The sequence below is a fragment of the Streptomyces enissocaesilis genome, assembly GCF_039533765.1.
Classification (GTDB): Bacteria; Actinomycetota; Actinomycetes; order Streptomycetales; family Streptomycetaceae; genus Streptomyces; species Streptomyces enissocaesilis.
The window spans coordinates 53,417-79,801 of sequence record NZ_BAAAUD010000061.1 but is presented as its reverse complement, the minus strand read 5'-3'; the positions used below and the strand labels follow the sequence as shown (position 1 = coordinate 79,801).

At 71.9% G+C, this 26,385-nt stretch carries 20 protein-coding genes; 17 read left to right on the top strand and 3 right to left on the bottom strand.

Translation table 11 applies throughout. The features are described 5' to 3' along the window. Positions 1-3: 3 nt before the first annotated feature. Genes ABD374_RS30810 through ABD374_RS30785 form a run of 6 tightly spaced genes read left to right on the top strand, consistent with a single transcriptional unit; the run spans position 4 to position 7,227 of the window. Positions 4-1,518, top strand: coding sequence for a gamma-aminobutyraldehyde dehydrogenase (locus ABD374_RS30810; protein ID WP_344499791.1), 1,515 nt, complete (start codon positions 4-6; stop codon positions 1,516-1,518). Positions 1,519-1,577: 59 nt separating this feature from the next. Next, positions 1,578-2,825, top strand: a complete 1,248-nt coding sequence (locus ABD374_RS30805) for an ABC transporter substrate-binding protein (RefSeq protein ID WP_344499789.1) — start codon at positions 1,578-1,580, stop codon at positions 2,823-2,825. 54 nt (positions 2,826-2,879) lie between these two features. Beyond that, positions 2,880-4,052, top strand: a complete 1,173-nt coding sequence (locus tag ABD374_RS30800; RefSeq protein ID WP_344499787.1) for an ABC transporter ATP-binding protein — start codon at positions 2,880-2,882, stop codon at positions 4,050-4,052. Further along, entirely contained in the window at positions 4,049-4,981 is a 933-nt protein-coding gene (locus tag ABD374_RS30795; protein ID WP_344499785.1) for an ABC transporter permease, read from the top strand. Before ABD374_RS30800 ends, ABD374_RS30795 begins: the two co-directional genes overlap by 4 nt. Further along, entirely contained in the window at positions 4,981-5,787 is an 807-nt protein-coding gene (locus tag ABD374_RS30790) for an ABC transporter permease (RefSeq protein ID WP_344499783.1), read from the top strand. Before ABD374_RS30795 ends, ABD374_RS30790 begins: the two co-directional genes overlap by 1 nt. A 21-nt stretch (positions 5,788-5,808) precedes the next feature. Further along, positions 5,809-7,227: an NAD(P)/FAD-dependent oxidoreductase gene (locus tag ABD374_RS30785; RefSeq protein WP_344499781.1), complete on the top strand. Its 1,419-nt coding sequence runs from the start codon at positions 5,809-5,811 to the stop codon at positions 7,225-7,227. Positions 7,228-7,342: 115 nt separating this feature from the next. Here ABD374_RS30785 and ABD374_RS34790 read toward each other — a convergent pair whose 3' ends face one another. Further along, positions 7,343-8,248, bottom strand: a complete 906-nt coding sequence (locus ABD374_RS34790) for a phosphatase PAP2 family protein (protein ID WP_425577396.1) — start codon at positions 8,246-8,248, stop codon at positions 7,343-7,345. A gap of 93 nt (positions 8,249-8,341) precedes the next feature. Beyond that, a complete protein-coding gene (gabT, locus tag ABD374_RS30775; RefSeq protein ID WP_344499777.1) occupies positions 8,342-9,676 on the bottom strand; it encodes a 4-aminobutyrate--2-oxoglutarate transaminase in 1,335 nt (444 codons plus the stop codon). Between the two features lie 299 nt (positions 9,677-9,975). Between gabT and ABD374_RS30770 the strand changes: the two genes are divergently transcribed. The 5 genes from ABD374_RS30770 (at position 9,976) to aroA (ending at position 19,358) form a co-directional block, all read left to right on the top strand. Continuing rightward, entirely contained in the window at positions 9,976-12,387 is a 2,412-nt protein-coding gene (locus tag ABD374_RS30770; protein WP_425577395.1) for a type IV secretory system conjugative DNA transfer family protein, read from the top strand. Positions 12,388-12,472: 85 nt separating this feature from the next. Continuing rightward, complete coding sequence (locus tag ABD374_RS30765; protein ID WP_344499775.1) at positions 12,473-14,101, top strand: PucR family transcriptional regulator; 1,629 nt, start codon at positions 12,473-12,475, stop codon at positions 14,099-14,101. A 317-nt stretch (positions 14,102-14,418) separates the two neighbouring features. Beyond that, complete coding sequence (locus ABD374_RS30760) at positions 14,419-15,864, top strand: aldehyde dehydrogenase family protein (protein WP_344499772.1); 1,446 nt, start codon at positions 14,419-14,421, stop codon at positions 15,862-15,864. A 186-nt stretch (positions 15,865-16,050) separates the two neighbouring features. Then, positions 16,051-17,991: an acyl-CoA dehydrogenase family protein gene (locus tag ABD374_RS30755; RefSeq protein WP_344499770.1), complete on the top strand. Its 1,941-nt coding sequence runs from the start codon at positions 16,051-16,053 to the stop codon at positions 17,989-17,991. A 128-nt stretch (positions 17,992-18,119) separates the two neighbouring features. Further along, positions 18,120-19,358, top strand: a complete 1,239-nt coding sequence (aroA, locus tag ABD374_RS30750; protein WP_344499768.1) for a 3-phosphoshikimate 1-carboxyvinyltransferase — start codon at positions 18,120-18,122, stop codon at positions 19,356-19,358. 51 nt (positions 19,359-19,409) lie between these two features. On the opposite strand, the gene ABD374_RS30745 is transcribed toward aroA, so the two are convergent. Then, positions 19,410-19,916 (bottom strand): DinB family protein, encoded by a 507-nt coding sequence (locus ABD374_RS30745; RefSeq protein WP_344499766.1) that lies wholly within the window; start codon positions 19,914-19,916, stop codon positions 19,410-19,412. Between the two features lie 129 nt (positions 19,917-20,045). Between ABD374_RS30745 and ABD374_RS30740 the strand changes: the two genes are divergently transcribed. The 6 genes from ABD374_RS30740 (at position 20,046) to ABD374_RS30715 (ending at position 26,317) form a co-directional block, all read left to right on the top strand. After that, complete coding sequence (locus ABD374_RS30740) at positions 20,046-20,831, top strand: hypothetical protein (protein WP_344499764.1); 786 nt, start codon at positions 20,046-20,048, stop codon at positions 20,829-20,831. Between the two features lie 47 nt (positions 20,832-20,878). Further along, complete coding sequence (gene dxr / locus ABD374_RS30735; RefSeq protein ID WP_344499762.1) at positions 20,879-22,132, top strand: 1-deoxy-D-xylulose-5-phosphate reductoisomerase; 1,254 nt, start codon at positions 20,879-20,881, stop codon at positions 22,130-22,132. After that, positions 22,129-23,430 carry a M50 family metallopeptidase gene (locus ABD374_RS30730; protein ID WP_344499760.1) on the top strand — a complete coding sequence of 434 codons (1,302 nt, stop codon included), beginning with the start codon at positions 22,129-22,131 and terminating at the stop codon, positions 23,428-23,430. Before dxr ends, ABD374_RS30730 begins: the two co-directional genes overlap by 4 nt. 139 nt (positions 23,431-23,569) lie before the next feature. Next, entirely contained in the window at positions 23,570-24,748 is a 1,179-nt protein-coding gene (gene ispG, locus ABD374_RS30725) for a flavodoxin-dependent (E)-4-hydroxy-3-methylbut-2-enyl-diphosphate synthase (RefSeq protein WP_344499758.1), read from the top strand. A gap of 124 nt (positions 24,749-24,872) precedes the next feature. Further along, a complete protein-coding gene (locus tag ABD374_RS30720) occupies positions 24,873-25,718 on the top strand; it encodes a GNAT family N-acetyltransferase (protein WP_344499756.1) in 846 nt (281 codons plus the stop codon). Between the two features lie 26 nt (positions 25,719-25,744). After that, positions 25,745-26,317 (top strand): GNAT family N-acetyltransferase, encoded by a 573-nt coding sequence (locus ABD374_RS30715; protein WP_344499754.1) that lies wholly within the window; start codon positions 25,745-25,747, stop codon positions 26,315-26,317. The last annotated feature ends 68 nt before the right edge of the window (positions 26,318-26,385 follow it).

The window sequence follows — 26,385 nt, the reverse complement described above, 5'->3', positions numbered from 1 at the left end:
GTCATGGTCAACCGCTTCCCGGTGCAGGACCGATTCGCGGAGGGTGCGCAGTACATCGCCGGACAGCTGCGCGCGGGCACCTCGGGCCGGACACACGCCGTCGTGGACCCCGCGACCGGCGAGAAGGTCTACATGTACGAGCTGGCGTCCACCGCCGACGTCGACGCGGCGGTCGCGGCCGCCCGCGCGGCGTTCCCCGGCTGGTCGGGCGCCACCCCGGGGGAGCGCTCCGAGGCGATGCACCGCTTCGCCGCCGTGCTCGCCGAGCAGGCCGAGGACTTCGCGTACGTCGAATCGCTCCAGTGCGGCAAGCCGGTCAAGCTGACCACCGGGTTCGACGTGCCGGGCAGTGTCGACAACACCGCCTTCTTCGCGGGCGCGGCCCGTCACCTGGAGGGCAGGGCGGCCGGCGAGTACTCCGGCGACCACACCTCGTACGTACGGCGTGAGGCGATCGGTGTCGTAGGATCCGTCGCCCCCTGGAACTATCCCCTCCAGATGGCCGCCTGGAAGATCCTGCCGGCGATCGCGGCGGGCAACACCGTCGTCCTGAAGCCCGCCGAGATCACGCCGCTGACCTCGGTGATGTTCGCGCAGGCGGCGAAGGAGGCCGGCATCCCGGACGGTGTGATCAACATCGTCACCGGCGCCGGCAAGGACGTCGGCGAGCACCTTGTCGGACATCCGGACGTGGTCATGACCTCCTTCACCGGGTCGACCGCCGTCGGCAGGCGCGTCGCCGAGATCGCCACCTCCACCGTCAAGCGCCTCCACCTCGAACTCGGCGGAAAAGCACCCTTCGTGGTCTTCGACGACGCCGACCTCGAAGCCGCGGTGCACGGCGCGGTGGCCGGCTCGCTCATCAACACCGGGCAGGACTGCACGGCCGCGACCCGCGCCTACGTCCAGCGCCCGCTCTACGACGCCTTCGTCGCGGGCGTCGCCGAGCTGATGGAGAGCGTGCGCCTCGGCGATCCCTTCGACCCCTCCACCGACCTCGGGCCGCTCATCAGCCACGCCCAGCGCGACCGGGTCGCCGGTTTCGTCGAGCGCGCCCGTGCGTACGCCCGGGTGGTGACCGGCGGCGAAGCGCCCGCCGGCGACCTCGCCAAGGGGGCGTACTACCGCCCCACGCTCGTCGCCGACGCCCCGCAGGACAGCGAGATCGTCCAGGCCGAGATCTTCGGCCCGGTCCTCGTCGTGCTGCCCTTCGACACCGACGACGAGGGCATCGGCCTCGCCAACGACACCCCGTACGGACTCGCTGCCTCCGCCTGGACCCGAGACGTGTTCCGCGCGAACCGCGCCACCCGCGAGATCAAGGCGGGCTGCGTCTGGGTCAACGACCACATCCCGATCATCAGCGAGATGCCGCACGGCGGCTACAAGGCCAGCGGTTTCGGCAAGGACATGTCGTCGTACTCCTTCGAGGAGTACACGCAGGTCAAGCACGTGATGTACGACAACACCGCGGTCGCCCGCAAGGATTGGCACCGCACGATCTTCGGGGACCGGTAGTCACCCAGCCACCGCGCCGCACGACCAGCGGCCCCACCCACCCGAAAGGGCACTCACGCATGGAGCAGTACGAGCCCGACCGCCTCTCCGCGGCCCAGGTGGCCGCCGTGCGCCGCAGCCTGAGCACCGGCAGGGGCGCCCTCACCCGCCGCTCGCTGCTGCGCGCCTCGGGCGTCGGCGCGCTGGCGGCCGGCGGCCTGGGCACGCTGAGCGCGTGCGGCATCCCGCCCGCCGGGCGGGAGGGCGACGCGCCGGCCTCCGACGACCACTCGGCCGAGGAGAAGCGGGTCGCCTTCTCCAACTGGACCGAGTACATGGACGTCAGCGAGGACGAGAAGAGCCGGCCCACCCTGGAGGCGTTCACCCGGCGCACCGGGATCACGGTCAAGTACACCGAGGACATCAACGACAACGTCGAGTTCTTCGGGAAGATCAAGCCGCAGCTCGCGGCCGGCCAGGACACCGGACGCGACCTGATCTGCGTCACCGACTGGCTGGCCGCCCGGCTCATCCGGCTCGGCTGGGCGCAGAGGCTCGACCCGGCGCACCTGCCCCACGCGTTCGCCAACCTGTCCGCGCAGTTCCGCTCGCCCGACTGGGACCCGGGCCGCGCCTACTCGTACCCGTGGACCGGCATCTCCACCGTCATCGCCTACAACGCCAAGGCGACGGGCGGCAAGAAGATCGAGACGGTCGGCCAGCTGCTGGACGACCCCGCGCTCAAGGGCAAGGTCGGCTTCCTCTCCGAGATGCGCGACTCCGTCGGGATGACCCTGCTCGACCTGGGCAAGGACCCGGGGAAGTTCACCGACGACGACTACGACGCGGCCATCGCCCGGATGCAGAAGGCCGTCGACAAGAAGCAGATCCGCCGCTTCACCGGCAACGACTACACCGCGGACCTCTCCAAGGGCGACCTCGCGGCCTGCCTCGCCTGGGCCGGCGACGTCATCCAGCTCCAGGCGGACAATCCGGACATCAAATACGTGATCCCGGAGGCCGGCTACATCACCTCCAGCGACAACCTGCTGGTCCCGGCCAAGGCGCGGCACAAGGCCAACGCCGAGAAGCTCATCGACTACTACTACGAGCCGCCCGTGGCCGCCGAACTCGCCGCGTACATCAACTACGTCTGTCCGGTCGACGGCGTGCGCGAGGAGCTGGCGAAGATCGACGAGTCGATGGCCTCCAACACGCTGATCCTCCCCGACAGGGCGATGGCCGCCAAGTCCCACGCCTTCCGCTCGCTCAGCGGCAAGGAAGAGACGGCGTACGAGGAGAAGTTCGCCAAGCTCATCGGCGCCTGAGCCGTTGTCCGCTCCCGCTCCCGCCCCCTCTCGACACCCCTGGGACCACACCCCATGACGCAGAAGACGACAGAAGGCGGCGACGTCCGCCTCTCCGGGATCAGCAAGACCTACGGCTCGTTCACGGCCGTGCACCCGCTCGACCTGACCGTCCCGCAGGGCTCCTTCTTCGCCCTGCTCGGCGCGTCCGGCTGCGGCAAGACCACCACCCTGCGGATGATCGCGGGTCTGGAGGACCCGAGCACCGGCACGGTCTTCCTCGGCGACAAGGACGTCACCGACCTCCAGCCGTACAAGCGCCCGGTCAACACCGTCTTCCAGAGCTACGCCCTCTTCCCGCACCTCAGCGTCTTCGAGAACGTCGCCTTCGGCCTGCGCCGGCGCGGCATCAAGTCCGTGAAGAAGCAGGTCGGCGACATGCTGGACCTGGTCCAGCTCGGAGCCTTCGCCCGCCGCAAGCCGCACCAGCTCTCCGGCGGCCAGCAGCAGCGCGTCGCCGTGGCCCGCGCGCTCATCAACCACCCCCAGGTGCTGCTCCTCGACGAGCCGCTCGGCGCCCTCGACCTCAAGCTGCGCCGCCAGATGCAGCTGGAGCTCAAGCGCATCCAGACCGAGGTCGGCATCACCTTCGTGCACGTCACGCACGACCAGGAGGAGGCCATGACCATGGCCGACCAGGTCGCGGTGATGAACGGCGGCCGCGTCGAGCAGCTCGGCGCCCCCGCCGACCTCTACGAGAACCCGAGGACGACGTTCGTCGCCAACTTCCTCGGTACGTCCAACCTCATCGAGGCCGAGGTCGTCGAGGCTTCGGGCGAGGACACCGTGGTCACCTGCGGCGGCTCCAAGCTGCGCCTGCCCGGCGGCCGGTGCGCGTCGCAGCCCCGCAGCGGCGGCAAGCTGCTCGTCGGCGTACGCCCGGAGAAGGTCTCGGTCGCGCACGCCGACGACGCGGGCACGGTCGCGGACGGCCGCAACAGGATCACCGGCCGGATCGTCGCGTCCAGTTTCATCGGCGTCTCGACCCAGTACATCGTCGACAGCCCGGCCTGTTCCGACTTCGAGGTGTACGTCCAGAACATCGAGCGCGACGCGCGGCTCACCCCCGGCGCCGAGGTCGTCCTGCACTGGAACCCCGCGCACACCTTCGGCCTGGACGCCGGCCAGTCCCTGCTTGCCGGGACAGTGGGCTCCGCGGGCGTGGAGACGGTGGAGGAGAGCGCGTGAGCGTCACCGACGCGCCGCCCCTGGCGCCCGCACCGGCGGAGCCCCCGGCCCCGCGCAAGGCCGCCACGCGCAAGCGGCTCGTACCGTACTGGCTGCTGCTGCCCGGCATCCTGTGGCTGATCGTCTTCTTCGCGCTGCCGATGGTCTACCAGGCGTCGACCTCGGTGCAGACCGGCTCGCTGGAGAAGGGCTTCGAGGTCACCTGGCACTTCCGGACGTACTGGGACGCGCTGACCGACTACTACCCCCAGTTCGTCCGGTCGCTGCTGTACGCCGGCACCGCCACCCTGCTGTGCCTGCTGCTGGGCTACCCGCTCGCGTACATGATCGCCTTCAAGGCGGGCCGCTGGCGCAACCTCGTCCTGGTGCTGGTCATCGCGCCGTTCTTCACCAGCTTCCTGATCCGTACGCTCGCGTGGAAGACGATCCTCGCGGACGGCGGCCCGGTGGTCGACGTACTGAACACCCTGCACGTCCTGGACGTCACCAGCCTGCTCGGCTGGACCGAGGGCGACCGGGTGCTGGCCACGCCGATGGCCGTGGTCTGCGGCCTGACGTACAACTTCCTGCCCTTCATGATCCTGCCGCTCTACACCTCCCTGGAGCGCATCGACGGCAGGCTGCACGAGGCGGCCGGCGACCTCTACGCCACCCCGGCGACCACCTTCCGCAAGGTGACCTTCCCGCTCTCCATGCCGGGTGTCGTCTCGGGCACGCTGCTCACCTTCATTCCGGCGAGCGGCGACTACGTCAACGCGGAACTGCTCGGCTCGACCGACACGAAAATGGTCGGCAGCGTCATCCAGTCGCAATTCCTGCGGGTGCTCGACTACCCGACGGCGGCCGCGCTGTCCTTCATCCTGATGGCGATCGTGCTGGCCATGGTCACCGTGTACATCCGCAAGTCCGGGACGGAGGATCTGGTCTGATGTCTGTGCTTCGCTGGATACGGCGCAATCTCGTCGTCATCGCCGGGCTGCTGACGCTCGCTTACATGATCCTGCCGAACATCGTCGTGATGGTGTTCTCCTTCAACCATCCGAAGGGGCGCTTCAACTACGCCTGGCAGGAATTCTCCCTGGACGCGTGGAAGGACCCGTGCGGCGTCGCCGACCTGTGCGGCTCGCTCTCCCTCTCGCTCCAGCTCGCCGCCTGGGCCACGGTCGGAGCCACCGCGCTCGGCACGATGATCGCCTTCGCGCTGGTCCGCTACCGCTTCCGGGCGCGGGGCGCGATCAACTCGCTGATCTTCCTGCCGATGGCCATGCCCGAGGTCGTCATGGCCGCCTCGCTGCTGACGCTCTTCCTCAACATGGGCGCCGAGCTGGGCTTCTGGACCGTCCTCATCGCGCACATCATGTTCTGCCTGAGCTTCGTGGTGACGGCGGTCAAGGCGCGCGTGATGTCGATGGACCCGCGTCTGGAAGAGGCCGCGCGCGATCTCTACGCGGGTCCGGTCCAGACGTTCGTACGGGTGACCCTGCCGATCGCGGCGCCCGGAATCGCGGCGGGAGCGCTGCTCGCCTTCGCGCTCTCCTTCGACGATTTCATCATCACCAATTTCAACGCGGGCTCGACCGTCACCTTCCCCATGTTCGTGTGGGGATCGGCGCAGCGCGGCACACCCGTACAGATCAACGTCATCGGCACGGCCATGTTCGTCATCGCCGTGCTGACGGTTCTCGGCGGTCAGCTCGTCGCGAGCCGCCGGAAGAAGAGCGCACAGCCCCAGTAAGTCCTGAAGGAGTTGGAAACCATGGCCCCAGTCGCCATGCGTAGTGCAGCACAATCCCTTTCCGGCGCGAAGCCGGTGTCGTTCTGGCTGGACGATCCCGAAAAGCCCGCATCGCGGCCCGCCCTCACCGAGGACGAGCGCTGCGACCTGCTCGTCGTCGGCGGCGGATACAGCGGACTGTGGACCGCGCTCCTCGCCAAGGAGCGCGACCCCGGGCGGGACGTCGTACTGATCGAGGGACACGAGGTGGGCTGGGCCGCCTCGGGCCGCAACGGCGGATTCTGCGCCGCCTCCCTCACCCACGGCCTGAGCAACGGCATCTCCCGCTGGCCCGGTGAGCTGGCGAAGCTGGAGGAGCTCGGCGAGCGCAACCTCGACGCGATCGAGGAGGCGGTGGCGGCGTACGGCATCGACTGCGACTTCGAGCGCACCGGCGAGATCGACGTCGCCACCGAGCCGCACCAGCTCGAAGAGGTGACGGAGATGTACGAGGAGGCCCGGAAGCTGGGCTTCGCCGACGGCCTCGAACTCCTCGACCGGGACGCGGTGCGCGCCGAGGTCGACTCGCCCACCTTCATCGGCGGGCTGCTCGACCGGCGGGGCGTCGCCCTGCTGAACCCGGCCAGGCTGGCATGGGGACTCAAGCAGGCGTGCCTCGGTCTGGGCGTACGGATCTACGAGCACACCCGGGGCCTGGACCTGGTCTCCGCCGGCGCCGGGATGGCGGTGCGCACGCCGTACGGCCGGGTCTTCGCCCGCCGGGTGGCGCTGGGCACCAACATCTTCCCGTCGCTGGTCAAGCGGGTCCGCCCGTACACCGTCCCGGTCTACGACTACGCGCTGATGACCGAGCCGCTCACCGACGACCAGCTCGCCTCGGTCGGCTGGAAGAACCGGCAGGGGCTGGGCGACAGCGCGAACCAGTTCCACTACTTCAGGCTGAGCGCCGACAACCGGATCCTGTGGGGCGGTTACGACGCCGTCTACCCCTTCGGCGGCAGGCTCAGCGCGGAGATGGACCACCGCCCGGAGACGTACCTCAAGCTGGCCGGCCACTTCTTCCGCTGCTTCCCGCAGCTGGAGGGCGTGAACTTCAGCCACGCGTGGGGCGGCGCGATCGACACCTGCTCGCGCTTCTCCGCCTTCTTCGGGACGGCCCACGCGGGCAAGGTGGCGTACGCCGCCGGGTACACCGGCCTGGGTGTCGGCGCCACCCGCTTCGGCGCGGACGTCATGCTCGACCTGCTCGCGGGTGAGCGGACCGGGCGTACGGAGCTGGAGATGGTCCGCAGCAAGCCGCTGCCCTTCCCGCCGGAACCTTTCGCCTGGGCCGGTATCGGTATCACCAAGTGGTCGCTGGCCCGGTCGGACGACAACGGCGGCCACCGCAACCTGTGGCTGAAGACCATGGACAAGCTGGGGCTCGGCTTCGACAGCTGAGGGGGCCCGGGACCGGGTCCGGGTGAGCGGGACCGGACCCGGGGAAGGATTTCCGCCGTGCCCGGCCCGTCCCGCCGGACGGGCCGGGCACGCTCACCGGACGGGCCGGGCACGCTCACCGGTCCGGCGCCGCCGGAGTCCGGGAGGCGCGGGGCGGCCGCGCGTACCGCGCCGGAAGACGGTGGCCGAGCAGAAGCAGGACGAGGCACAGGCACCAGCTGCCGAGGACGTCCAGCGGCCAGTGGTAGCCGCGCAGGACCAGGCCGGCGCCGGTGGCGAGCGTGAGCACGAGGGCGAGGGCCGGTGGCCACCACCGGTGGCGGCGTGCGTGCGCGCGCAGGAGCAGGGCCGCGCCGCAGTAGGCGACGGCCGCTGTCGCCGTGTGCCCGGACGGGTAGTAGCCGGTGTCCTGCGTGAGCGGGCCCGGGCGGGCGATCCAGGACTTGAGCGGGACGACCAGCACGGGCACGGCCGCCATGGCGAGCACGGCGGCCGTCGCGCGGGCGAGCGCGCCCCGGCCACCGCGCCACAGCGCCCAGACGACGGCCGCGGCCAGCACGGGCAGCGCGACCGCCGTGTTGCCGAGATCGGCGAGGAATTCCGTGAGGGGGGCGGGGCCGTGGCCCACGAGGGCCCGGCCGGTCCGCTCGTCGGCGCGGCGCAGGGGGCCTGCTGCGGCGACCTGCCAGGTGATCAGCGCGAAGAGGAGCCCGAAGAGCCCGCAGAGGGCGAGGGGCCCGGGGAACCCGGAGTTCCTGAAGTTCCCGGATCTACCGGATTTCCCGGAGTTCCGGGAGAGGAAAGGCGGCTGTCCCGGAACAGGGGGGGTAGTTCCGGGGCAGCCGCCCGGACCGGGCTGCCGCGCGCCCCGGGGGGTGTGGGGCGAGCGGCCGTCCGATCGGTGAGGAGTTCCGGAGCCGAAGGCTCCGGCCGCGTGCGCGAAGGCACGACCAGGGCGGGGCAGGGAGGGCTCCGACCTGGAGCCGCCCGCAGTCTCCTGCGAGCGGGGTGTTTCTCTCATCTGCCGAAACCGTACGGCAGGGGGCGGGGGACCGACAGGAGGATCTCCATCCCGCCATCGGCCCCCCACCCTTTCTTCACAGCCGGCACCCGGTCACACGCCGGCGAAGGCCGCCTCGATGATGTCCAGGCCCTCGTTGAGCAGGTCCTCGCCGATGACGATCGGCGGCAGGAAGCGCAGCACGTTGCCGTGGGTGCCGCAGGTCAGGACCAGCAGGCCCTCCGCGTGGCACGCCTTGGCGAGCGCGCCGGCCGCGGCCGCGTTCGGCTCCTTGGTGTCGCGGTCCGTGACCAGCTCGATGGCGATCATGGCGCCGCGGCCACGGATGTCACCGATGATGTCGAACTTCTCGGCCATGGCGGCCAGACGGCCCTTCATGACCTCCTCGATGCGCTTCGCCTTCTTGTTGAGGTCGAGCTCCTTCATCGTCTCGATGGAGCCGAGCGCACCGGCGCAGGCGACCGGGTTTCCGCCGTACGTGCCGCCCAGGCCGCCGCCGTGGGGGGCGTCCATGATCTCGGCGCGGCCGGTCACGGCGGCGAGCGGCAGACCGCCCGCGATGCCCTTGGCGGTGGTGATCAGGTCGGGGACGATGCCCTCGTCCTCGCACGCGAACCACTGGCCGGTGCGGCAGAAGCCGGACTGGATCTCGTCGGCGACGAAGACGATGCCGTTGTCGTTGGCGAACTTCACGATCGCCGGCAGGAAGCCCTTGGCCGGCTCGATGAAGCCGCCCTCGCCGAGCACCGGCTCGATGATGATCGCCGCGACGTTGTCGGCGCCGACCTGCTTGGTGATCTGGTCGATGGCCTGCGCGGCGGCTTCGGGGCCGCAGTTCTCGGCGCCGGTCGGCCAGCGGTAGCCGTAGGCGACCGGGACGCGGTAGACCTCGGGGGCGAACGGGCCGAAGCCGTTCTTGTACGGCATGTTCTTGCTGGTCAGCGCCATCGTGAGGTTGGTACGGCCGTGGTAGCCGTGGTCGAACACGACGACCGCCTGGCGCTTGGTGTGGGCGCGGGCGATCTTGACGGCGTTCTCGACGGCCTCGGCGCCCGAGTTGAACAGCGCGGACTTCTTGGCGTGGTCGCCCGGGGTCAGCTCGGCCAGCGCCTCACAGACCTCGACGTAGCCCTCGTACGGCGTGACCATGAAACAGGTGTGGGTGAAGTCCTGGAGCTGCGCGGAGGCGCGGCGTACGACGGCCTCGGCGGAGGCGCCCACCGACGTCACGGCGATGCCGGAGCCGAAGTCGATCAGACGGTTGCCGTCGACGTCCTCGATGATGCCGCCGTCCGCGCGCGCGGTGAAGACGGGCAGCACGGAGCCCACGCCGCCGGCGACCGTGGCGGTGCGCCGGGCCTGAAGCTCGGCCGACTTCGGGCCGGGGATCGCGGTGACGACGCGGCGCTCCTGCGGGATTGCGGTCATGGGGGGCTCCTGGGGGGTATTCCGGACGCTTCTTCACCTCGCAGGCTAGGGGTGGTGGGCAGGGGGTGGCATGTTCCGTTCGGGAGAAGTGGCGGCGAGTCGTTGTCCGCGACGGACATAGCGGGGGCGGGCGCCCCGCCGGGCCACGGCGGGCGGGACGCCGGATCGCGCGGGGAGCGGGTCCGGAAACCACCGGGGTGCGTGGCGCGGAGCGCGGCGGTGACTGACGTCAAGGAGCCGTCGGCACTAGATTGACGCTGCGTAAGGGCGCGACCTGATCGGTCAGGGGGCAGGGGTTCATGGATACCGAAGGCACACAGCACAGCCACGGCGCACGCACGGGCGGCGGCCGCTCCGGACGCCACGCGGAGGGCGTGCGCCGTTCCGTGCCCCGCCCGGCGGAGCCCGTCGGCCCGGACGGCGCGTCCGCGTCCGCGTCCCCCTCCGTCTCCGCCTCCGCCCGCGGCGGAGCGACGGCGACGGCCGAATGGCTGCGCAGGCCCCGGCCCGAGGCGGAACCCGGGATCTGGCGGCTCGACCACCGCCCGAGGGCGGAGGAAGAGCCCGATGCCGTGCCCATGCGCCAACTGCTCAGCGGCGCGCTGATCGCCTTCCTGTGCGGCTGGCTGCTCTGGTCCCTGCTCTGGAACCGCTACCTCGAAGGGTGGTGGATCTTCATCGACAGCTGGTGGACGCTGCCCATGGGCATGCTGGTGCCCGACGCCTGGATGAACGAGAACCACCCCGACCATCCGTTCTTCGTCATGGTGGCGTACCTCTACTACGCCCTGGTCCTCACCCTGATCGCGGTGGGCATGGGGCGGGTCGGCAACTGGGGCGAGCTCTGGCAGCGGTACGGCGTGCCGCTCTGGCCGCTGTTCGTGCTGATGCCGGGGTTCTGGCGGGAGATGCCGACCACGGTCTGGTGGCTCGACTGGGCCTCGAGCCTCTACTACCTCCTCCTGACGGCGGCCGTCGTCGCGGCCGTCGGCAGGGCGGGCGCCTGGCCGAGGCTTCCGGCGGCCGCCCTGGCGCTGGCGGACCGGCTCGACACCACCAGGCCGAGGCCGGCGGCGGCCCTCCGCAGGGCGGCCGCCTGGCCGCCGCTGAGGCGTTGGCAGGCCGGAGACGGGCGGGAGGGGGCGGAGCCCAGGCAGGACCCCGCCGACTGGCCGGAGCTGCGGGACGCCGGCCTGCCGGAAGCCGCCGCGCGGCTCGCCGAGGCCACCCGGACGGGCGCCCTCGGCGAAGTGGACCACGCCCGCATCACGCGGGCATGGCAGGGCGTACGGGCGCGGCCCGAGCAGCTCGCCGCCTTCACCGGCGCGGTGCTCACCCAGGGCGCCGCCGCCTGCGCCCATCCCTCCGGCGTCCGCGACCTGCCCGTCCGTACCGCCGTGCACGACCTCGTCACCGCCCAGGTGAGGATCGGCACCGTCGCCGACAGCCCGCGCAACCCCTACGTCCGCCGCACCACCGGTGTCGCCCTGGAGCCCGCGCTGCTCGGCACCTCGCTGGTCGCGGTGGGCCCGGCCGGGTCCGGCAAGACCCTGCGGCTGACCCGGCCGGTCGTCGAGTCGCTGTGCCTCCAGGCGCTCGCGAACCGCGCCGCGGTGATCGCCGTCACCGGACAGGGCGCCGCACTCGCCCCCGACGAGGCGTTCGACGTGGTGGTCGGCGTAGGCCGCCCCGACTCCAGCCACGACCTCGATCTGTACGGCGGCGCCGACGACCCGGACGAGGCCGCCCGGGTGCTGGCGGAGGCGTTGGTGGGCGACCTGGTGCCGGACAGCCGGCGGGCCGCCACCGCGCTGGCCCAGCTCATCGGACCGTACCGGGCCGCCCACGGGCGTTTCCCCGCCGTACCGGAGCTGCGCGAGCTGCTCGACGGCGCGCCCGGGGCGTTCGGCCGGCTGCGCTCCGCGGTCGCCGGCGACCCGGCGCAGCTGCGCGAACTCGACGCCCGGGCGCGCCAGTCGGAGCGCGGCGACGACACCGGGGTGCTGCTCGCCGAGCGGATCGCCTTCCTGGACCGGCCGGCCTTCGCCCGGTTCTTCCGCACCGACGGAAGCGGTCCCCGGTTCTCGCCGCGCGGCATCGAGCACCCGGTGCGCGTCCGCGTCGACCTGCCCGAGCGCGGTCACGCCGAGGCGTCCCGGATCGTCGCCCGGCTGCTGCTCGCCCAGTTCACCGACGCCGCCCTCACCCGCTCCGACCGGTCCCTGTTCGCCTGCCTGGTCCTGGACGACGCGACGTACGCGGTCACCGCCGAGTCCGTACGCGCCGTCCAGCGGCTGCGCGCCGCCCACGCGGGCGTCGTCCTCGCGCTGCGCACCCTGGAGGACGTACCGGAGGCGCTGCGCGGGCCGCTGCTCGGCGCGGTCGGCTGCCGGATGGCGTTCGCGGGGATCGCGCCCTGGGACGGCGGACGGTTCGCGCAGGCATGGGGCACGGAATGGGTGCAGACCCGGGACGTCACCAACCGGCAGATCGTCTCCGACGAGCCGCTCACCAAGGCACTGCACTTCATGCGGCGCCTGGTGACCGGCAAGGCGGCGACGGCCGAGGCGGTCACGGTGCGCGAGGTGGAGCGGGAGCGCTGGTCGGCCTCCGACCTGGCGCACGCCGTGCCCGCCGGGCACGCGGTGCTCTCCCTGAGCGGCGTACGGGGGGAGAACACGCCTCCGCTGCTGGTCGATCTGCGGTCGTGACGCTCCTTGTCGTACGTCCTGGCAGAATCGAAGTACGCCGTTCGTACAGGACGGCGAAATCCTCTTCCCTAAGGTTCGACCGTCCATGCCGCCCACCCTCGCCTCCCTCGTCCACCACTCGGCGCTCAAGCTCACCGTCCGCGCCGGGGAGGACCGGCTGGACACGCCGGTGCGCTGGGCCCACGTCAGCGAGCTCCCCGACCCCGTGCCGTACATGGAGGGCGGCGAGCTGCTCCTCGTCACCGCGATGAAGCTGGAGGCCGAGGACCCCGAGGTCATGCGCCGGTACGTGCGGCGGCTGGCCGGCGCCGGCGTCGTGGGGCTCGGCTTCGCCATCGGCGTCCACTACGACGACGTTCCGCAGGCTCTCGTCGACGCCGCCACCGAGGAGGGCCTGCCGCTGCTGGAAGTGCCGCGCCGTACGCCCTTCCTCGCCATCAGCAAGGCCGTATCCGCCGCGAACGCCGCCGACCAGTACCGCGCGGTGACCGCCGGTTTCGAGGCGCAGCGCGAGCTGACGAAGGCGGCGCTGTCCGGAGACGGGCCCGGTGACCTGCTGGCCCGCCTCGCGTCGCACGTCAAGGGCTGGGCCGCGCTGTACGACGTCTCCGGCGCGGTGGTCGCCGCGGCGCCCGACTGGGCCGCGCGCCGCGCCGCCCGGCTCACCGCCGACGTCGAACGGCTGCGGGAGCGGCCGGCGCCCGCGAGTTCCGTCGTGGGCAGTGGCGGGACGGACGGCGACGCCGAGGCGGACGACCGGGTCGAACTGCAGTCGCTGGGCGCGGGGCGGCGCGTGCGGGGCGTACTGGCGGTCGGGACGGGGGCCCCGCTGGGGACGGCCGAGCGGTACGCCGTGCACTCGGCGATCGCGCTCCTGACCCTGACCACCGAACGGTCGCGCTCCCTGCAGGCGGCCGAGCAGCGGCTGGGCGCGGCGGTCCTGCGGATGCTGCTGGCGGGCGAGCCGGACCACGCGCGGGCCGTCGCCGGCGATCTGTACGGGGTGCTGCTCGACGCCCCGTTCCGCCTCCTCATCGCCGAGCCGGCGGCTGCGGAGCCGGAGAGCGCGTCCGCCGTGGGCGTGTCCGACCCGCTCCAGGGCCTGGCCGACGCGATGGAGTCCGCGGCGCTGCGGGCCGGCGAGCCGGTGCTGGTGGTGCCGGACGGCGACCGGCTGGTGGTGCTCGCGGCGGACGGGGGCGACGCGGTGAACGCCTGTCTCGCCCGTACGGAGGCGCAGCGCGGCGACGCGGCGCGGCCGCACGAGCCGGCGGGCGAGGACGAGCTGGTGGTGGGACTGTCGGCACCGGCGGGGCCGATCGCCGCGGTCGGGGCGTACAAGCAGGCGGAACAGGCCCTGTCGGTGGCGCGCCGGCGGGGGCGTGCGCTGGTCGAGCACGAGGAGCTGGCGGCGGGCTCGGTGATGCAGCTGTTGGCGGACGACGCGGTGCGGTCCTTCGCCGACGGGATGCTGCGGGCGCTGCGCGAGCACGACGCGAAGGGCCGGGGCGACCTGATCGCGTCCCTGCGGGCGTGGCTTTCGCGCCACGGGCAGTGGGACGCGGCGGCGGCGGACCTGGGCGTCCACCGTCACACGCTGCGCTACCGGATGCGGAGGGTGGAGGAGATCCTGGGCCGTTCGCTGGACGACGCGGACGTGCGGATGGAGCTGTGGCTGGCGCTGAAGGCGACGGCGGGGACGGGCTCGGGCTGAGTGGGCGGTGCGGGGGGCGGCACGTTCCGGCTGCACAGCCCCGGGGCCTGCGGCCCATGGCGGCCCCTCCGGCGTTCGAGGAGCGGGGACGGGGGCGGAGTCCCCGTCCGGGAAGGGGCGGGCAGGGGAAAATTCCGCTCCGCCCCCGCCCCCGGCCCTCGTACCGTCCCGCCCGGCCAGGGCGTACGCACGTGTCGTCCTCCAAAGCGGCGTCCCGCGCGCCCGCAGCACTCCACCCCGGACAAACGACCTCCCGCCTCCGCACCCCTACCGTGGGGGACATCAGCACCCACCCCCTCGGAAGGGCCGGAAACGACATGACTTCCCCCCACGCCTTCTGGCTCGCCGGCCGCCAGGCCACCGGCGAGGACGCGTTCGACGTCACGTCCCCCTGGGACGGCCGGCTCGTCGCGTCGGTGAGCATCCCCACCGACGCGCAGGTCGAAGAGGCCGTCGCGGCCGCTTACGCCGCCGAGGCCGAGTTCGCGGCGACCCCCGCGCACGTCCGCGCCGCCGCCCTCGACCACGTCAGCAAGCGCCTCGTCGAGCGCACCGAAGAGATCGCCCAGCTGATCTCCGCCGAGAACGGCAAGCCCATCAAGTGGGCCCGCGGTGAAGTCGGCCGCGCCGTCTCCGTGTTCCGGTTCGCGGCCGAGGAAGCCCGTCGCTTCAACGGCGGCGAGGCCCAGCGCCTCGACACCGACGCCGGCGGCGTCGGCCGCCTCGCCCTGACGCGCCGCTTCCCCCGCGGCACCGTCCTCGGCATCGCGCCCTTCAACTTCCCGCTGAACCTGTGCGCCCACAAGGTCGCCCCGGCCATCGCCGTCGGCGCCCCGATCATCCTCAAGCCGGCGCCCGCGACGCCCCTGTCCGGCCTGATCCTGGGCGAGCTGCTCGCCGAGACCGACCTCCCGGCCGGTTCCTGGTCGGTCCTGCCCGTCGCCAACGACAAGATGCCGGCGCTGGTCCAGGACGAGCGCCTGCCCGTCATCTCCTTCACCGGTTCCGAGACCGTCGGCTACGCGATCATGGACTCGGTGCCGCGCAAGCACTGCACCCTGGAGCTCGGCGGCAACGGCGCGGCCGTCGTCCTGGCCGACTGGGCCTCGGACGAGGACCTGGACTGGGCCGCGACCCGCATCGCGACCTTCTCGAACTACCAGGCCGGCCAGTCCTGCATCTCCGTGCAGCGCGTGATCGCCGACGCGTCCGTGTACGAGCGTCTCGTCCCGAAGATCGTCGCGGCCGTCGAGGCCCAGGTGACCGGCGACCCGAACGACGCCGCCACCGACGTCGGCCCGCTGGTCAGCGAGGACGCCGCCAAGCGCGTCGAGTCCTGGGTCGACGAGGCCGTCAGGGCGGGCGCGTCCCTGCTCACCGGCGGGAAGCGCGAGGGTGCCTCGTACGCCCCGACCGTCCTCGCCGACGTGCCGGCCGACGCCACGATCTCCTGCGAGGAGGTCTTCGGCCCGGTCCTGACGGTACGCAGGGTCGACGGCGAGGCCGAGGCGTTCGCCGCGGTCAACGACTCCAAGTACGGCCTCCAGGCGGGCGTGTTCACGCACGACCTCCAGACGGCCTTCTGCGCCCACCGCGAGCTGGAGGTCGGCGGCGTGGTCGTCGGCGACGTCCCCTCGTACCGCGCGGACCAGATGCCGTACGGCGGCGTCAAGCAGTCCGGCGTCGGCCGCGAGGGCGTGCGGTACGCGATGGACGACTACACGTACGAGCGGGTCATGGTCCTCACCGGCCTCGCCCTCTGATCTCGTACGACACCTGAGCCACGGCCGGAGCCCACTGTGCGGGGGCTCCGGCCGTTTCCCCGTGCCGCACACCGACCGGTGCGCCAGGGGTGGTGAGGATGCCGGGAATCGGGTAGATACGGACGAGTAAAACCGGGCGGTAATGCGACCGGCCGGGCCCCCGACTCGCGGCGAGGTGAGCTCCTCATGTCCGCACAACCGACCCAGCATCCCAAGGTCTCCGAGCGCGAAGCGCGCCAGGTCGCCGAGGCCGCGCGCGAACAGGACTGGCGCAAGCCCAGCTTCGCCAAGGAACTCTTCCTCGGCCGCCTCCGGCTCGACCTGATCCACCCCCACCCGATGCCGCCGCCGGACGACACCGCGCGCGGCGAGGCGTTCCTCGCCCGACTGCGGGACTTCTGCGAGACGAAGATCGACGGCGCGCGCATCGAGCGCGAGGCGAAGATCCCCGACGAGGTGATCAACGGGCTCAAGGAGCTCGGCGCGCTCGGCATGAAGATCGACACCAAGTACGGCGGCCTCGGCCTGACCCAGGTGTACTACAACAAGGCCCTCGCGCTCATCGGCTCGGCCAACCCGGCCCTCGGCGCCCTCCTGTCGGCGCACCAGTCGATCGGCGTACCGCAGCCGCTCAAACTCTTCGGCACGCAGGAGCAGAGGGACGCCTTCCTCCCGCGCCTCGCCCGCACCGACATCTCCGCCTTCCTCCTCACCGAGCCCGACGTGGGCTCCGACCCGGCCCGGCTCGCGACCACGGCCGTGCCCGACGGCGACACGTACGTCATGGACGGCGTGAAGCTCTGGACGACGAACGGCGTGGTCGCCGACCTGCTCGTCGTCATGGCGCGCGTCCCGGAGTCCGAGGGGCACAAGGGCGGTATCACCGCCTTCGTGGTGGAGGCCGACTCCCCGGGCATCACCGTCGAGAACCGCAACGCCTTCATGGGCCTGCGCGGCCTGGAGAACGGCGTCACCCGCTTCCACCGGGTACGGGTCCCCGCCGCGAACCGCATCGGCCCGGAGGGCGCCGGCCTGAAGATCGCCCTCACCACGCTCAACACCGGCCGCCTGTCCCTGCCCGCGATGTGCGTCGGTGCGGGCAAGTGGTGCCTGAAGATCGCCCGCGAGTGGTCGTCGGTGCGCGAGCAGTGGGGCAAGCCGGTCGCCCTCCACGAGGCCGTCGGCTCGAAGATCTCCTTCATCGCCGCCACCACCTTCGCCCTCGAAGCGGTCCTGGACCTCTGCTCGCAGATGGCCGACGAGGACCGCAACGACATCCGCATCGAGGCGGCCCTCGCCAAGCTGTACGGCAGCGAGATGGCCTGTCTGATGGCCGACGAACTGGTCCAGATCCGCGGCGGCCGGGGCTTCGAGACGGCGGACTCCCTGGCGGCGCGGGGCGAGCGGGCCGTCCCCGCCGAGCAGATCCTGCGCGACCTGCGCATCAACCGGATCTTCGAGGGCTCGACCGAGATCATGCACCTGCTGATCGCGCGCGAGGCGGTCGACACCCACCTCAAGGTCGCGGGCGACATCATCGACCCCGACAAGCCCCTGTCGGCGAAGGCGAGGGCGGGCGTGAACGCGGCGGGGTTCTACGCCAAGTGGCTCCCGAAGCTGGTCACCGGCCCCGGCCGGCTCCCCCGCTCGTACGCCGAATTCCACCCGGCGGGCCACCCGGACCTCTCGGTCCACCTCCGCTACGCCGAACGCACGGCCCGCAGACTCGCCCGCTCCACCTTCTACGCCATGTCCCGCTGGCAGGGCCGCATGGAGACGAAGCAGGGCTTCCTCGGCCGCATCGTCGACATCGGCGCGGAGCTCTTCGCGACGAGCGCGGCCTGCGTACGCGCCGAACTCCTGCGTACGACCACGGATCACGGCCGCGAGGCGTACCAACTGGCCGACGTCTTCTGCCGCCAGTCCCGCATCCGCACCGAGGAACTCTTCGCCCGGCTGTGGACCAACACCGACGACCTCGACCACAAGGTCGTCAAGGGCGTCCTGTCCGGCACCTACACCTGGCTGGAGGCCGGCATCATCGACCCGAGCGGCGAAGGCCCCTGGATCGCCGAGGCCGCCCCCGGCCCCTCGCAGCGGGAGAACGTCCACCGCCCGATCCGCTGAGGCACCCGCGCGCCCACGGCCCGGCGGGGGCGGCCACCGGAAGGCCGGCCGCCCCCGCCGGACGCCGGTACGTCCACAGGGCGAAACGGCCCGCCCCCACCGCGCCGCGCCCGGCAGGATGGGGCCTCGTGACCGTCGTAGACATCCCCGGCTCCAAGTCCGTGACCGCCCGCGCCCTCTTCCTCGCCGCCGCGGCCGCCGGAACCACCACCCTCCTGCGCCCGCTGCGCTCGGACGACACCGAGGGCTTCGCCGAAGGGCTGGGCAGGCTCGGGTACCGGCTGGAGCGCGGACCGGACGCCTGGCGCGTCGAGGGCCGCCCGGCGGGCCCCGCCGCCGGCGAAGCCGACGTCCACTGCCGCGACGGCGCCACCACCGCCCGCTTCCTGCCCACGCTCGCCGCCGCCGGCGCATCCGGTACGTACCGCTTCGACGCGTCCCCGCAGATGCGCCGCCGCCCGCTCGCCCCCCTCACCGACGCGCTGCGCGCGCTCGGCGTCGACCTCCGCCACGAGGGGGCGGAGGGCCACCACCCCCTCCGCGTCACCGCCGCCGGCGTCAAGGGCGGCGAAGTGACCCTGGACGCGGGCCAGTCGTCCCAGTACCTCACCGCGCTCCTGATGCTCGGCCCGCTCACCGCGGAGGGCCTGCGCATCACCGTCACCGACCTGGTCTCGGCGCCGTACGTCGAGATCACGCTCGCGATGATGCGCCGCTTCGGCGCCGAAGTGACGCGCGAGGGGGACACCTTCACCGTCTTGCCCGGCGGCTACCGCGCGACGACGTACGCCGTCGAACCCGACGCGTCCACCGCGAGCTACTTCTTCGCGGCGGCAGCGATCTCACCCGGCCGCGAGGTCACGGTCCCCGGGCTCGGCACCGGCGCGCTCCAGGGGGACCTGCGCTTCGTCGACGTACTGGAGCGGATGGGCGCGGAGGTCCGGGTCACCGCGGACAGCACCACCGTCCGCGGCACCGGTGTCCTGGGCGGCCTCACGGTCACCATGCGCGACATCTCCGACACCATGCCGACGCTGGCGGCCATCGCGCCGTACGCCGCCGGGCCGGTCCGTATCGAGGACGTGGCCAACACCCGCGTGAAGGAGTGCGACCGGCTGGAGGCGTGCGCGGAGAACCTGCGCCGGATGGGCATCACGGTCGCCACCGGTCCCGACTGGATCGAGATCCGGCCGGGGACCCCCCGCCCCGCCGAGATCGCGACACACGGCGACCACCGCATGGCGATGTCCTTCGCGGTCACGTCACTGCGCACCGAGCCCGGCGTCACGTTCGACGACCCCGGCTGCGTACGGAAGACCTTCCCGGCCTTCCACGAGGCCTTCGCGGCGCTGCGGCGGGCCTGGTAGCCCGGGGACGGAGCGGTGCCACGCGCCGCCCGCCGGAGTCCGCCGCCCGCCTCACGCCCCGACGGCCCCGTCGATGCCCTCCCGGAGGAAGTCGGCATGGCCGTTGTGCCGGGCGTACTCGTGCATCAGGTGCAGCATCACCAGCCGCAGCGACACGTCCTCGCCCGTCTTCGCCACGTGGCCGGTCACGTCCAGCGACGCCGCCTCCCGCTCGATGCGGCGCGCGTGCCCGACCTCCGCCTGCCAGGCCGCGAACGCCTCCGACCGGGTGGCCGAACCGGCGTCGTACGCCACCTGGAAGTCGCCCTCGTCCGACCACACCAGCGGTATGTCCTCACCGTTGATCACCCGCCGGAACCACGCCCGCTCCACCTCGGCCATGTGACGCACCAGCCCCAGCAGTGACAGCGTCGACGGCGGCATCGACCGCCGGCGCAGCTCCTCGTCGGTCAGCCCGTCGCACTTCATGGCGAGCGTCGCCCGGTGGAAGTCGAGAAAGGCGCGCAGCGTCTCGCGCTCACCCGCGGTCAGGGGCGGACCGATTCGTTCGGTGTTCAAGGGGAAGGCCTCTCTGTACGGGTCTCTACGGGTCTCTACGGGACCGGAGGGGCGCAGCCATGGAGCCGGCCGCCCCGTGCACCACCATCGTGCGGGTCACTCACGCACCAACAGAACCAGAGGTCAGGCATGTTCGGGGCGGGTAAGCAAGGCAGGCTGCGGCGCGGGGCGGCTCTCGCGATGGGCGGTGCCCTGTTCGCGGGCGCGGTCGCGTGCGGCGGCGGCGACGGTGGCGGCGGCGGCCAGGACGACAAGAAGCCCGGGGACCAGGCCGGGGCCACCGCGAGCGCGAGCGGGCCCGAGGTGCTCACCGAGGCACAGCTCACCGCCGCATCCTTCACCGACGGGGAGACGGTCGGCGAGTACACCGCGTCCGAGTTCACCCTCGGCGCTCCCCACGGCGACGAGTACGCTGCCGACCCCGCCGTCTGCCAGCCCCTCGTCAGCCTCGCCGCCGACGTCACCGACTACGACCTGAGGACCGAGGTGAGCCGCAAGGTCGGCGACCCCGGCGAGACGCTCGGCCTCACCGTCGACGTCCAGCTCCGCTCGTACGGAGACGGCGACGCGGCCCGCGTCATGAAGGACCTCGACAAGGCGGGCGAGGAGTGCGCCGACGGCTTCAGCGAGGAGCGCGCCGTCGCCAGGGGCACGTACCTCGAGGTCGAGCCGGTCGAGGCGCCCGCTTTCGGGGCCGGCGCGGACGAGGCCGAGGCGTACCGCTTCACGATCCTCGACCCGAAGAGGAAGCTCGAGCTCCACGAGTACCTCACGGTCGTACGGTCCGGTTCGGCCACGCTCTCCTTCCGCGCCGACATCCCCGGCACCCAGGACGCCGAGGACGCCGGGGGAGTGCCGCAGGAAGTCCTGGACGCCCAGTGGGAGAAGTTCCGGGCGGCGACCGGCGCCCATTGATCCGGGCGCTGTCCGGCCGGCGGGCCGTTGCGGCGACAATGGGGGGCATGAGCGACAGCCCAGCCCCCCTCGCCGACCCGCACATCGCCTTCGACCCGTCCGAAGGCCGCCGGGACATCGTCGTCCTCGGCTCCACCGGGTCCATCGGCACCCAGGCCATCGACCTGGTGCTCCGTAACCCCGACCGCTTCCGCGTCACCGCGCTCTCCGCGGCCGGCGGCCGGGTCAGCCTGCTCGCCGAGCAGGCGCGGCAGCTGCGTGTCCAGACCGTCGCGGTCGCCCGCGAGGACGCCGTGCCCGCCCTGCGCGAGGCGCTCGGGGAGCAGTACGGCACCGGCGAGCCCCTCCCCGAGATCCTGGCCGGACCCGACGCCGCCACCCGGCTGGCCGCCTCCCCGTGCCACACCGTGCTCAACGGAATCACCGGATCCATCGGCCTCGCCCCGACCCTCGCCGCCCTCGAAGCGGGCCGCACCCTCGCCCTCGCGAACAAGGAGTCGCTGATCGTCGGCGGCCCGCTGGTGAAGGCGATCGCCAAGCCCGGCCAGATCATCCCGGTCGACTCCGAGCACGCCGCGCTCTTCCAGGCCCTCGCCGGCGGCACCCGCGCCGACGTCCGCAAGCTCGTCGTCACCGCCTCCGGCGGCCCCTTCCGCGGCCGTACGAAGGCCGAGCTCGCCCACGTCACCCGCGAGGACGCCCTCGCCCACCCCACCTGGGCGATGGGGCCGGTGATCACGGTCAACTCCGCCACCCTGGTCAACAAGGGTCTTGAGGTCATCGAGGCACACCTCCTCTACGACATCCCCTTCGACCGCATCGAGGTCGTCGTCCACCCCCAGTCGTACGTTCACTCGATGGTGGAGTTCACCGACGGTTCGACGCTCGCCCAGGCGACACCGCCCGACATGCGCGGCCCGATCGCCATCGGCATCGGCTGGCCGGAGCGCGTCCCGGACGCCGCCCCCGCCTTCGACTGGTCCAAGGCCTCGACCTGGGAGTTCCACCCGCTCGACAACGAGGCGTTCCCCTCCGTGGAACTCGCCCGCCACGTCGGTACGCTCGCGGGCACGGCCCCCGCGGTGTTCAATGCCGCCAACGAGGAGTGCGTCGACGCGTTCCTCGCCGGGCGGCTGCCGTTCACAGGAATCGTGGATACGGTCGCCGAAGTCGTGGCCGAGCACGGGACTCCCCGTACGGGAACCTCGCTCACGGTCGCGGACGTCCTGGAAGCCGAGGCCTGGGCACGAGCCCGGGCCCGTGAAATCGCAGCACAGGCAACAGCGGAGGCTCGCGCATGACGACGATCCTGTTGACGGTCCTCGGGATAGTCATCTTCTTCGCCGGGCTGCTCTTCTCGATCGCCTGGCACGAGCTCGGTCACCTCTCGACCGCCAAGCTCTTCGGCGTCCGCGTGCCGCAGTACATGGTCGGCTTCGGCCCCACCCTCTGGTCGCGCCACAAGGGCGAGACGGAGTACGGCGTCAAGGCGATCCCGCTCGGCGGCTACATCCGCATGATCGGGATGTTCCCGCCCGGGGCCGACGGGAGGATGGAGGCCAGGTCGACCTCCCCGTGGCGCGGCATGATCGAGGACGCCCGCTCGGCGGCGTACGAGGAGCTGCGCCCCGGCGACGAGACCCGCCTGTTCTACACGCGCAAGCCGTGGAAGCGCGTGATCGTGATGTTCGCCGGTCCCTTCATGAACCTGATCCTCGCCGTGGCGATCTTCCTCGGCGTCTTCATGACGATCGGCCTGAACCAGCAGACGACCACGGTCGACCAGGTCGTCCCCTGCGTGGTCGCGCAGAGCGAGAACCGCGACTGCCGCACGAGCGACCCCGCGTCGCCCGCCAAGGCCGCCGGCCTGCAGAAGGGCGACAGGATCGTCGCCTTCGACGGCGAGCCCGTCGAGGACTGGGCCACGCTCTCGGAGCGCATCCGCGACACCGTCGGCCCCGCCTCGATCACGGTCGAGCGCGACGGCCGGGAGAAGGTCCTCCAGGCGGAGCTGATCGCCAACAAGGTGGCCAAGAAGGACGCCCAGGGCCAGCCGGTCGCCGACGAGTACGTCGAGGCGGGCTACCTCGGCTTCGGCCCCGGCATGGCCGTCACTCCGCTGTCCTTCAGCGACTCGGTGGACCGGATGGGTGTCATGATCGAGTCCGGCGTGGACTCGCTCATCGCCCTGCCGTCCAAGGTCCCCGACCTGTGGAACGCCGCGTTCAACGGCGAGGAGCGCAAGGCCGATTCCCCGATGGGCGTGGTCGGCGCGGCCCGCGTCGGCGGCGAGATCCTGGGGCTCGGGCTGCCCATGGAGAACACCGTCGGGATGATGCTGTTCCTCATCGCGGGGTTCAACCTCTCCCTCTTCCTCTTCAACATGCTGCCGCTCCTGCCGCTCGACGGCGGACACATCGCGGGGGCCCTGTGGGAGTCGCTGAGGCGCACTGTGGCGAAGGTCTTCCGACGGCCCGACCCGGGCCCCTTCGACGTCGCCAAGCTGATGCCCGTGGCGTACGTCGTCGCCGGGATCTTCATCTGCTTCACCGCCCTCGTCCTGGTGGCGGACGTGGTGAACCCTGTTCGAATTTCCTGATACGGGCGGTGCACCGGTCGCCCGCGATGGGGTGGTTTGGCCGACGTGATGTGCTCCGGGGTTTCGAGGTGACGTAACCTCGATCCCCGGAGCCCGCCGATCTCGGGACCTTGATCCACACCTTGGGGTTGCACAGCAGATGACTGCAATTTCTCTCGGAATGCCGTCCGTTCCGACGAAGCTCGCCGACCGTAGGGTCAGCCGCAAGATCCAGGTCGGATCAGTGGCGGTCGGCGGGGACGCACCCATCTCGGTGCAGTCGATGACGACGACCAGGACCTCCGACATCGGCGCGACGCTTCAGCAGATCGCGGAGCTGACCGCCTCGGGCTGCCAGATCGTACGGGTGGCCTGCCCCACCCAGGACGACGCGGACGCGCTGGCGACCATCGCCCGCAAGTCGCAGATCCCGGTGATCGCGGACATCCACTTCCAGCCGAAGTACGTGTTCGCCGCCATCGACGCCGGATGTGCGGCGGTCCGGGTGAACCCGGGCAACATCAAGCAGTTCGACGACAAGGTGAAGGAGATCGCCAAGGCGGCCTCCGCCGCCGGCACCCCGATCCGCATCGGCGTCAACGCCGGATCGCTGGACGCCCGCCTGCTGCAGAAGTACGGCAGGGCCACCCCCGAGGCACTCGTCGAGTCCGCCCTGTGGGAGGCGTCCCTCTTCGAGGAGCACGGGTTCGGCGACATCAAGATCTCGGTCAAGCACAACGACCCGGTCGTGATGGTCAACGCCTACCGCCAGCTCGCCGCGCAGTCCGACTACCCCCTGCACCTCGGTGTCACGGAGGCCGGACCGGCCTTCCAGGGCACCATCAAGTCCGCGGTCGCCTTCGGCGCGCTGCTGAGCGAGGGCATCGGCGACACCATCCGGGTCTCGCTGTCGGCCCCGCCGGCCGAGGAGGTCAAGGTCGGCCTGCAGATCCTGGAGGCGCTCAACCTCAAGCAGCGCCGTCTGGAGATCGTGTCCTGCCCGTCCTGCGGGCGCGCCCAGGTCGATGTGTACAAGCTCGCCGACCAGGTGGCCGCCGGTCTCGACGGCATGGAGGTGCCGCTGCGCGTCGCCGTCATGGGCTGTGTCGTCAACGGCCCCGGCGAGGCGCGCGAGGCGGACCTCGGAGTCGCCTCCGGCAACGGCAAGGGGCAGATCTTCGTCAAGGGCGAGGTCATCAAGACCGTCCCGGAGTCGAAGATCGTCGAGACCCTCATCGAAGAGGCGCTGAAGATCGCCGAGCAGATGGAGAAGGACGGCGTCCCCTCCGGCCCGCCGGTCGTCGACGCGGTCGGCGAGCCCGAGGTGCCCGCCGGCTGACGCGCCGCGGACCGACGGCAGTGGAGCCCCGCCCCCGGCCGGGCTCCACTGCCGTTCCACGACGCCCCGTGGACGGGCCGGGTACAGTGCGGAGATCAGAAGACCGTACGGTGAGGCCCCTCACGTGTTGACTCAGACCACTACCCGGGTCCTCGGCCCAGGCGACCTCGGCGCCGCGCTCGCCATCCTCGAAAGCGAGCCCGTCGCCAACGCCTTCGTGACCTCACGCGTCCAGGCCGCCGGGCTCGACCCCTGGCGCCTCGGCGGCGAGATGTGGGGCTGGTACGCGGACGGCCGGCTCCGCTCGCTCTGCTACTCCGGCGCCAACCTCGTCCCGATCTGCGCGCCCCCCGAAGCGGTACGCGCCTTCGCCGACCGCGCCCGCAGGGCCGGCCGCCGCTGCTCGTCGATCGTCGGCCCCGCCGAGGCCACCGGGCAGCTGTGGCGGCTGCTCGAACCCAACTGGGGCCCGGCCCGCGAGGTGCGCGCGCACCAGCCGCTCATGGTCACCGAGCAGCCCTCGCCCGAGGTCCGGCCGGACCCCCGCGTCCGGCGCGTCGGCAAGGACGAGATCGACGTGGTGATGCCCGCGTGCGTGGCGATGTTCACCGAGGAGGTCGGCGTCTCGCCGCTCGCCGGTGACGGCGGGCTGCTCTACCAGGCGCGCGTGGCCGAACTGGTCGCCGCCGGGCGGTCGTTCGCCCGTATCGAGGACGGCAAGGTCGTCTTCAAGGCCGAGATCGGCGCCGCGACCTCCCGGGCCTGCCAGATCCAGGGCGTCTGGGTGGCCCCCGAGTTCCGCGGCCGCGGCCTGTCCGAGACCGGTATGGCGGCCGTACTGGGCTACGCGCTGGCCGATGTCGCCCCCGTCGTCAGCCTGTACGTCAACGACTTCAACACCGCGGCCCGCGCCTCCTACCGCCGGGTCGGCTTCCGCGAGGTCGGCGCCTTCATGAGCGTGTTGTTCTGACGTCGCCGCCCAGTAGGGTGCGCTCCATGGCACCTCTTTCCGGGGGCGAACCCCACAGCCCCGCCGTCGTGGTCGCGCCGGTCGATCTCGCCGCGCGCGTGGACGAGGCGCTCGCCGTCCAGGCCCTCGCCTTCGGGCTCACCGACGAGGAGATCGGGGTACGCCGCCACATCGTGCTGCGGCACCTGCTGAACCCCGGCGCGCGGGCGCTCGGCGCGACGACGCCCGACGGACGGCTCGTCGGCTTCGTCTACGGGATGCCCAACGACCGTACGCACTGGTGGTCCACGGTCGTCGAGCCGTACCTGCGCCGCGCCGGCAACGACGACTGGCTCGACGACTCCTTCGTCATCACCGAACTGCACGTCGACCCCGCCCACCAGGCACGCGGCATCGGCCGCGAGCTGATCACCACCATCACCGACACCGCGTCGCAGCCGCGTTCCATCCTCTCCGCGATCGACATCGAGAGCCCGGCACGCGGCCTCTACCGCGCGCTGGGCTACGTCGACCTGGCCCGCCAGGTGAACTTCCCGAGCGCCCCCAGGCCGTACGCCGTGATGGGCGCGCCCCTCCCGCTGCGCCGTCACGGCGCGTAACGGATTTCCCGGTGCCTGTGCTGCCCGGCTAACCTCCTAGCCATCACACTTTTCTTCGCAGGAGTTCA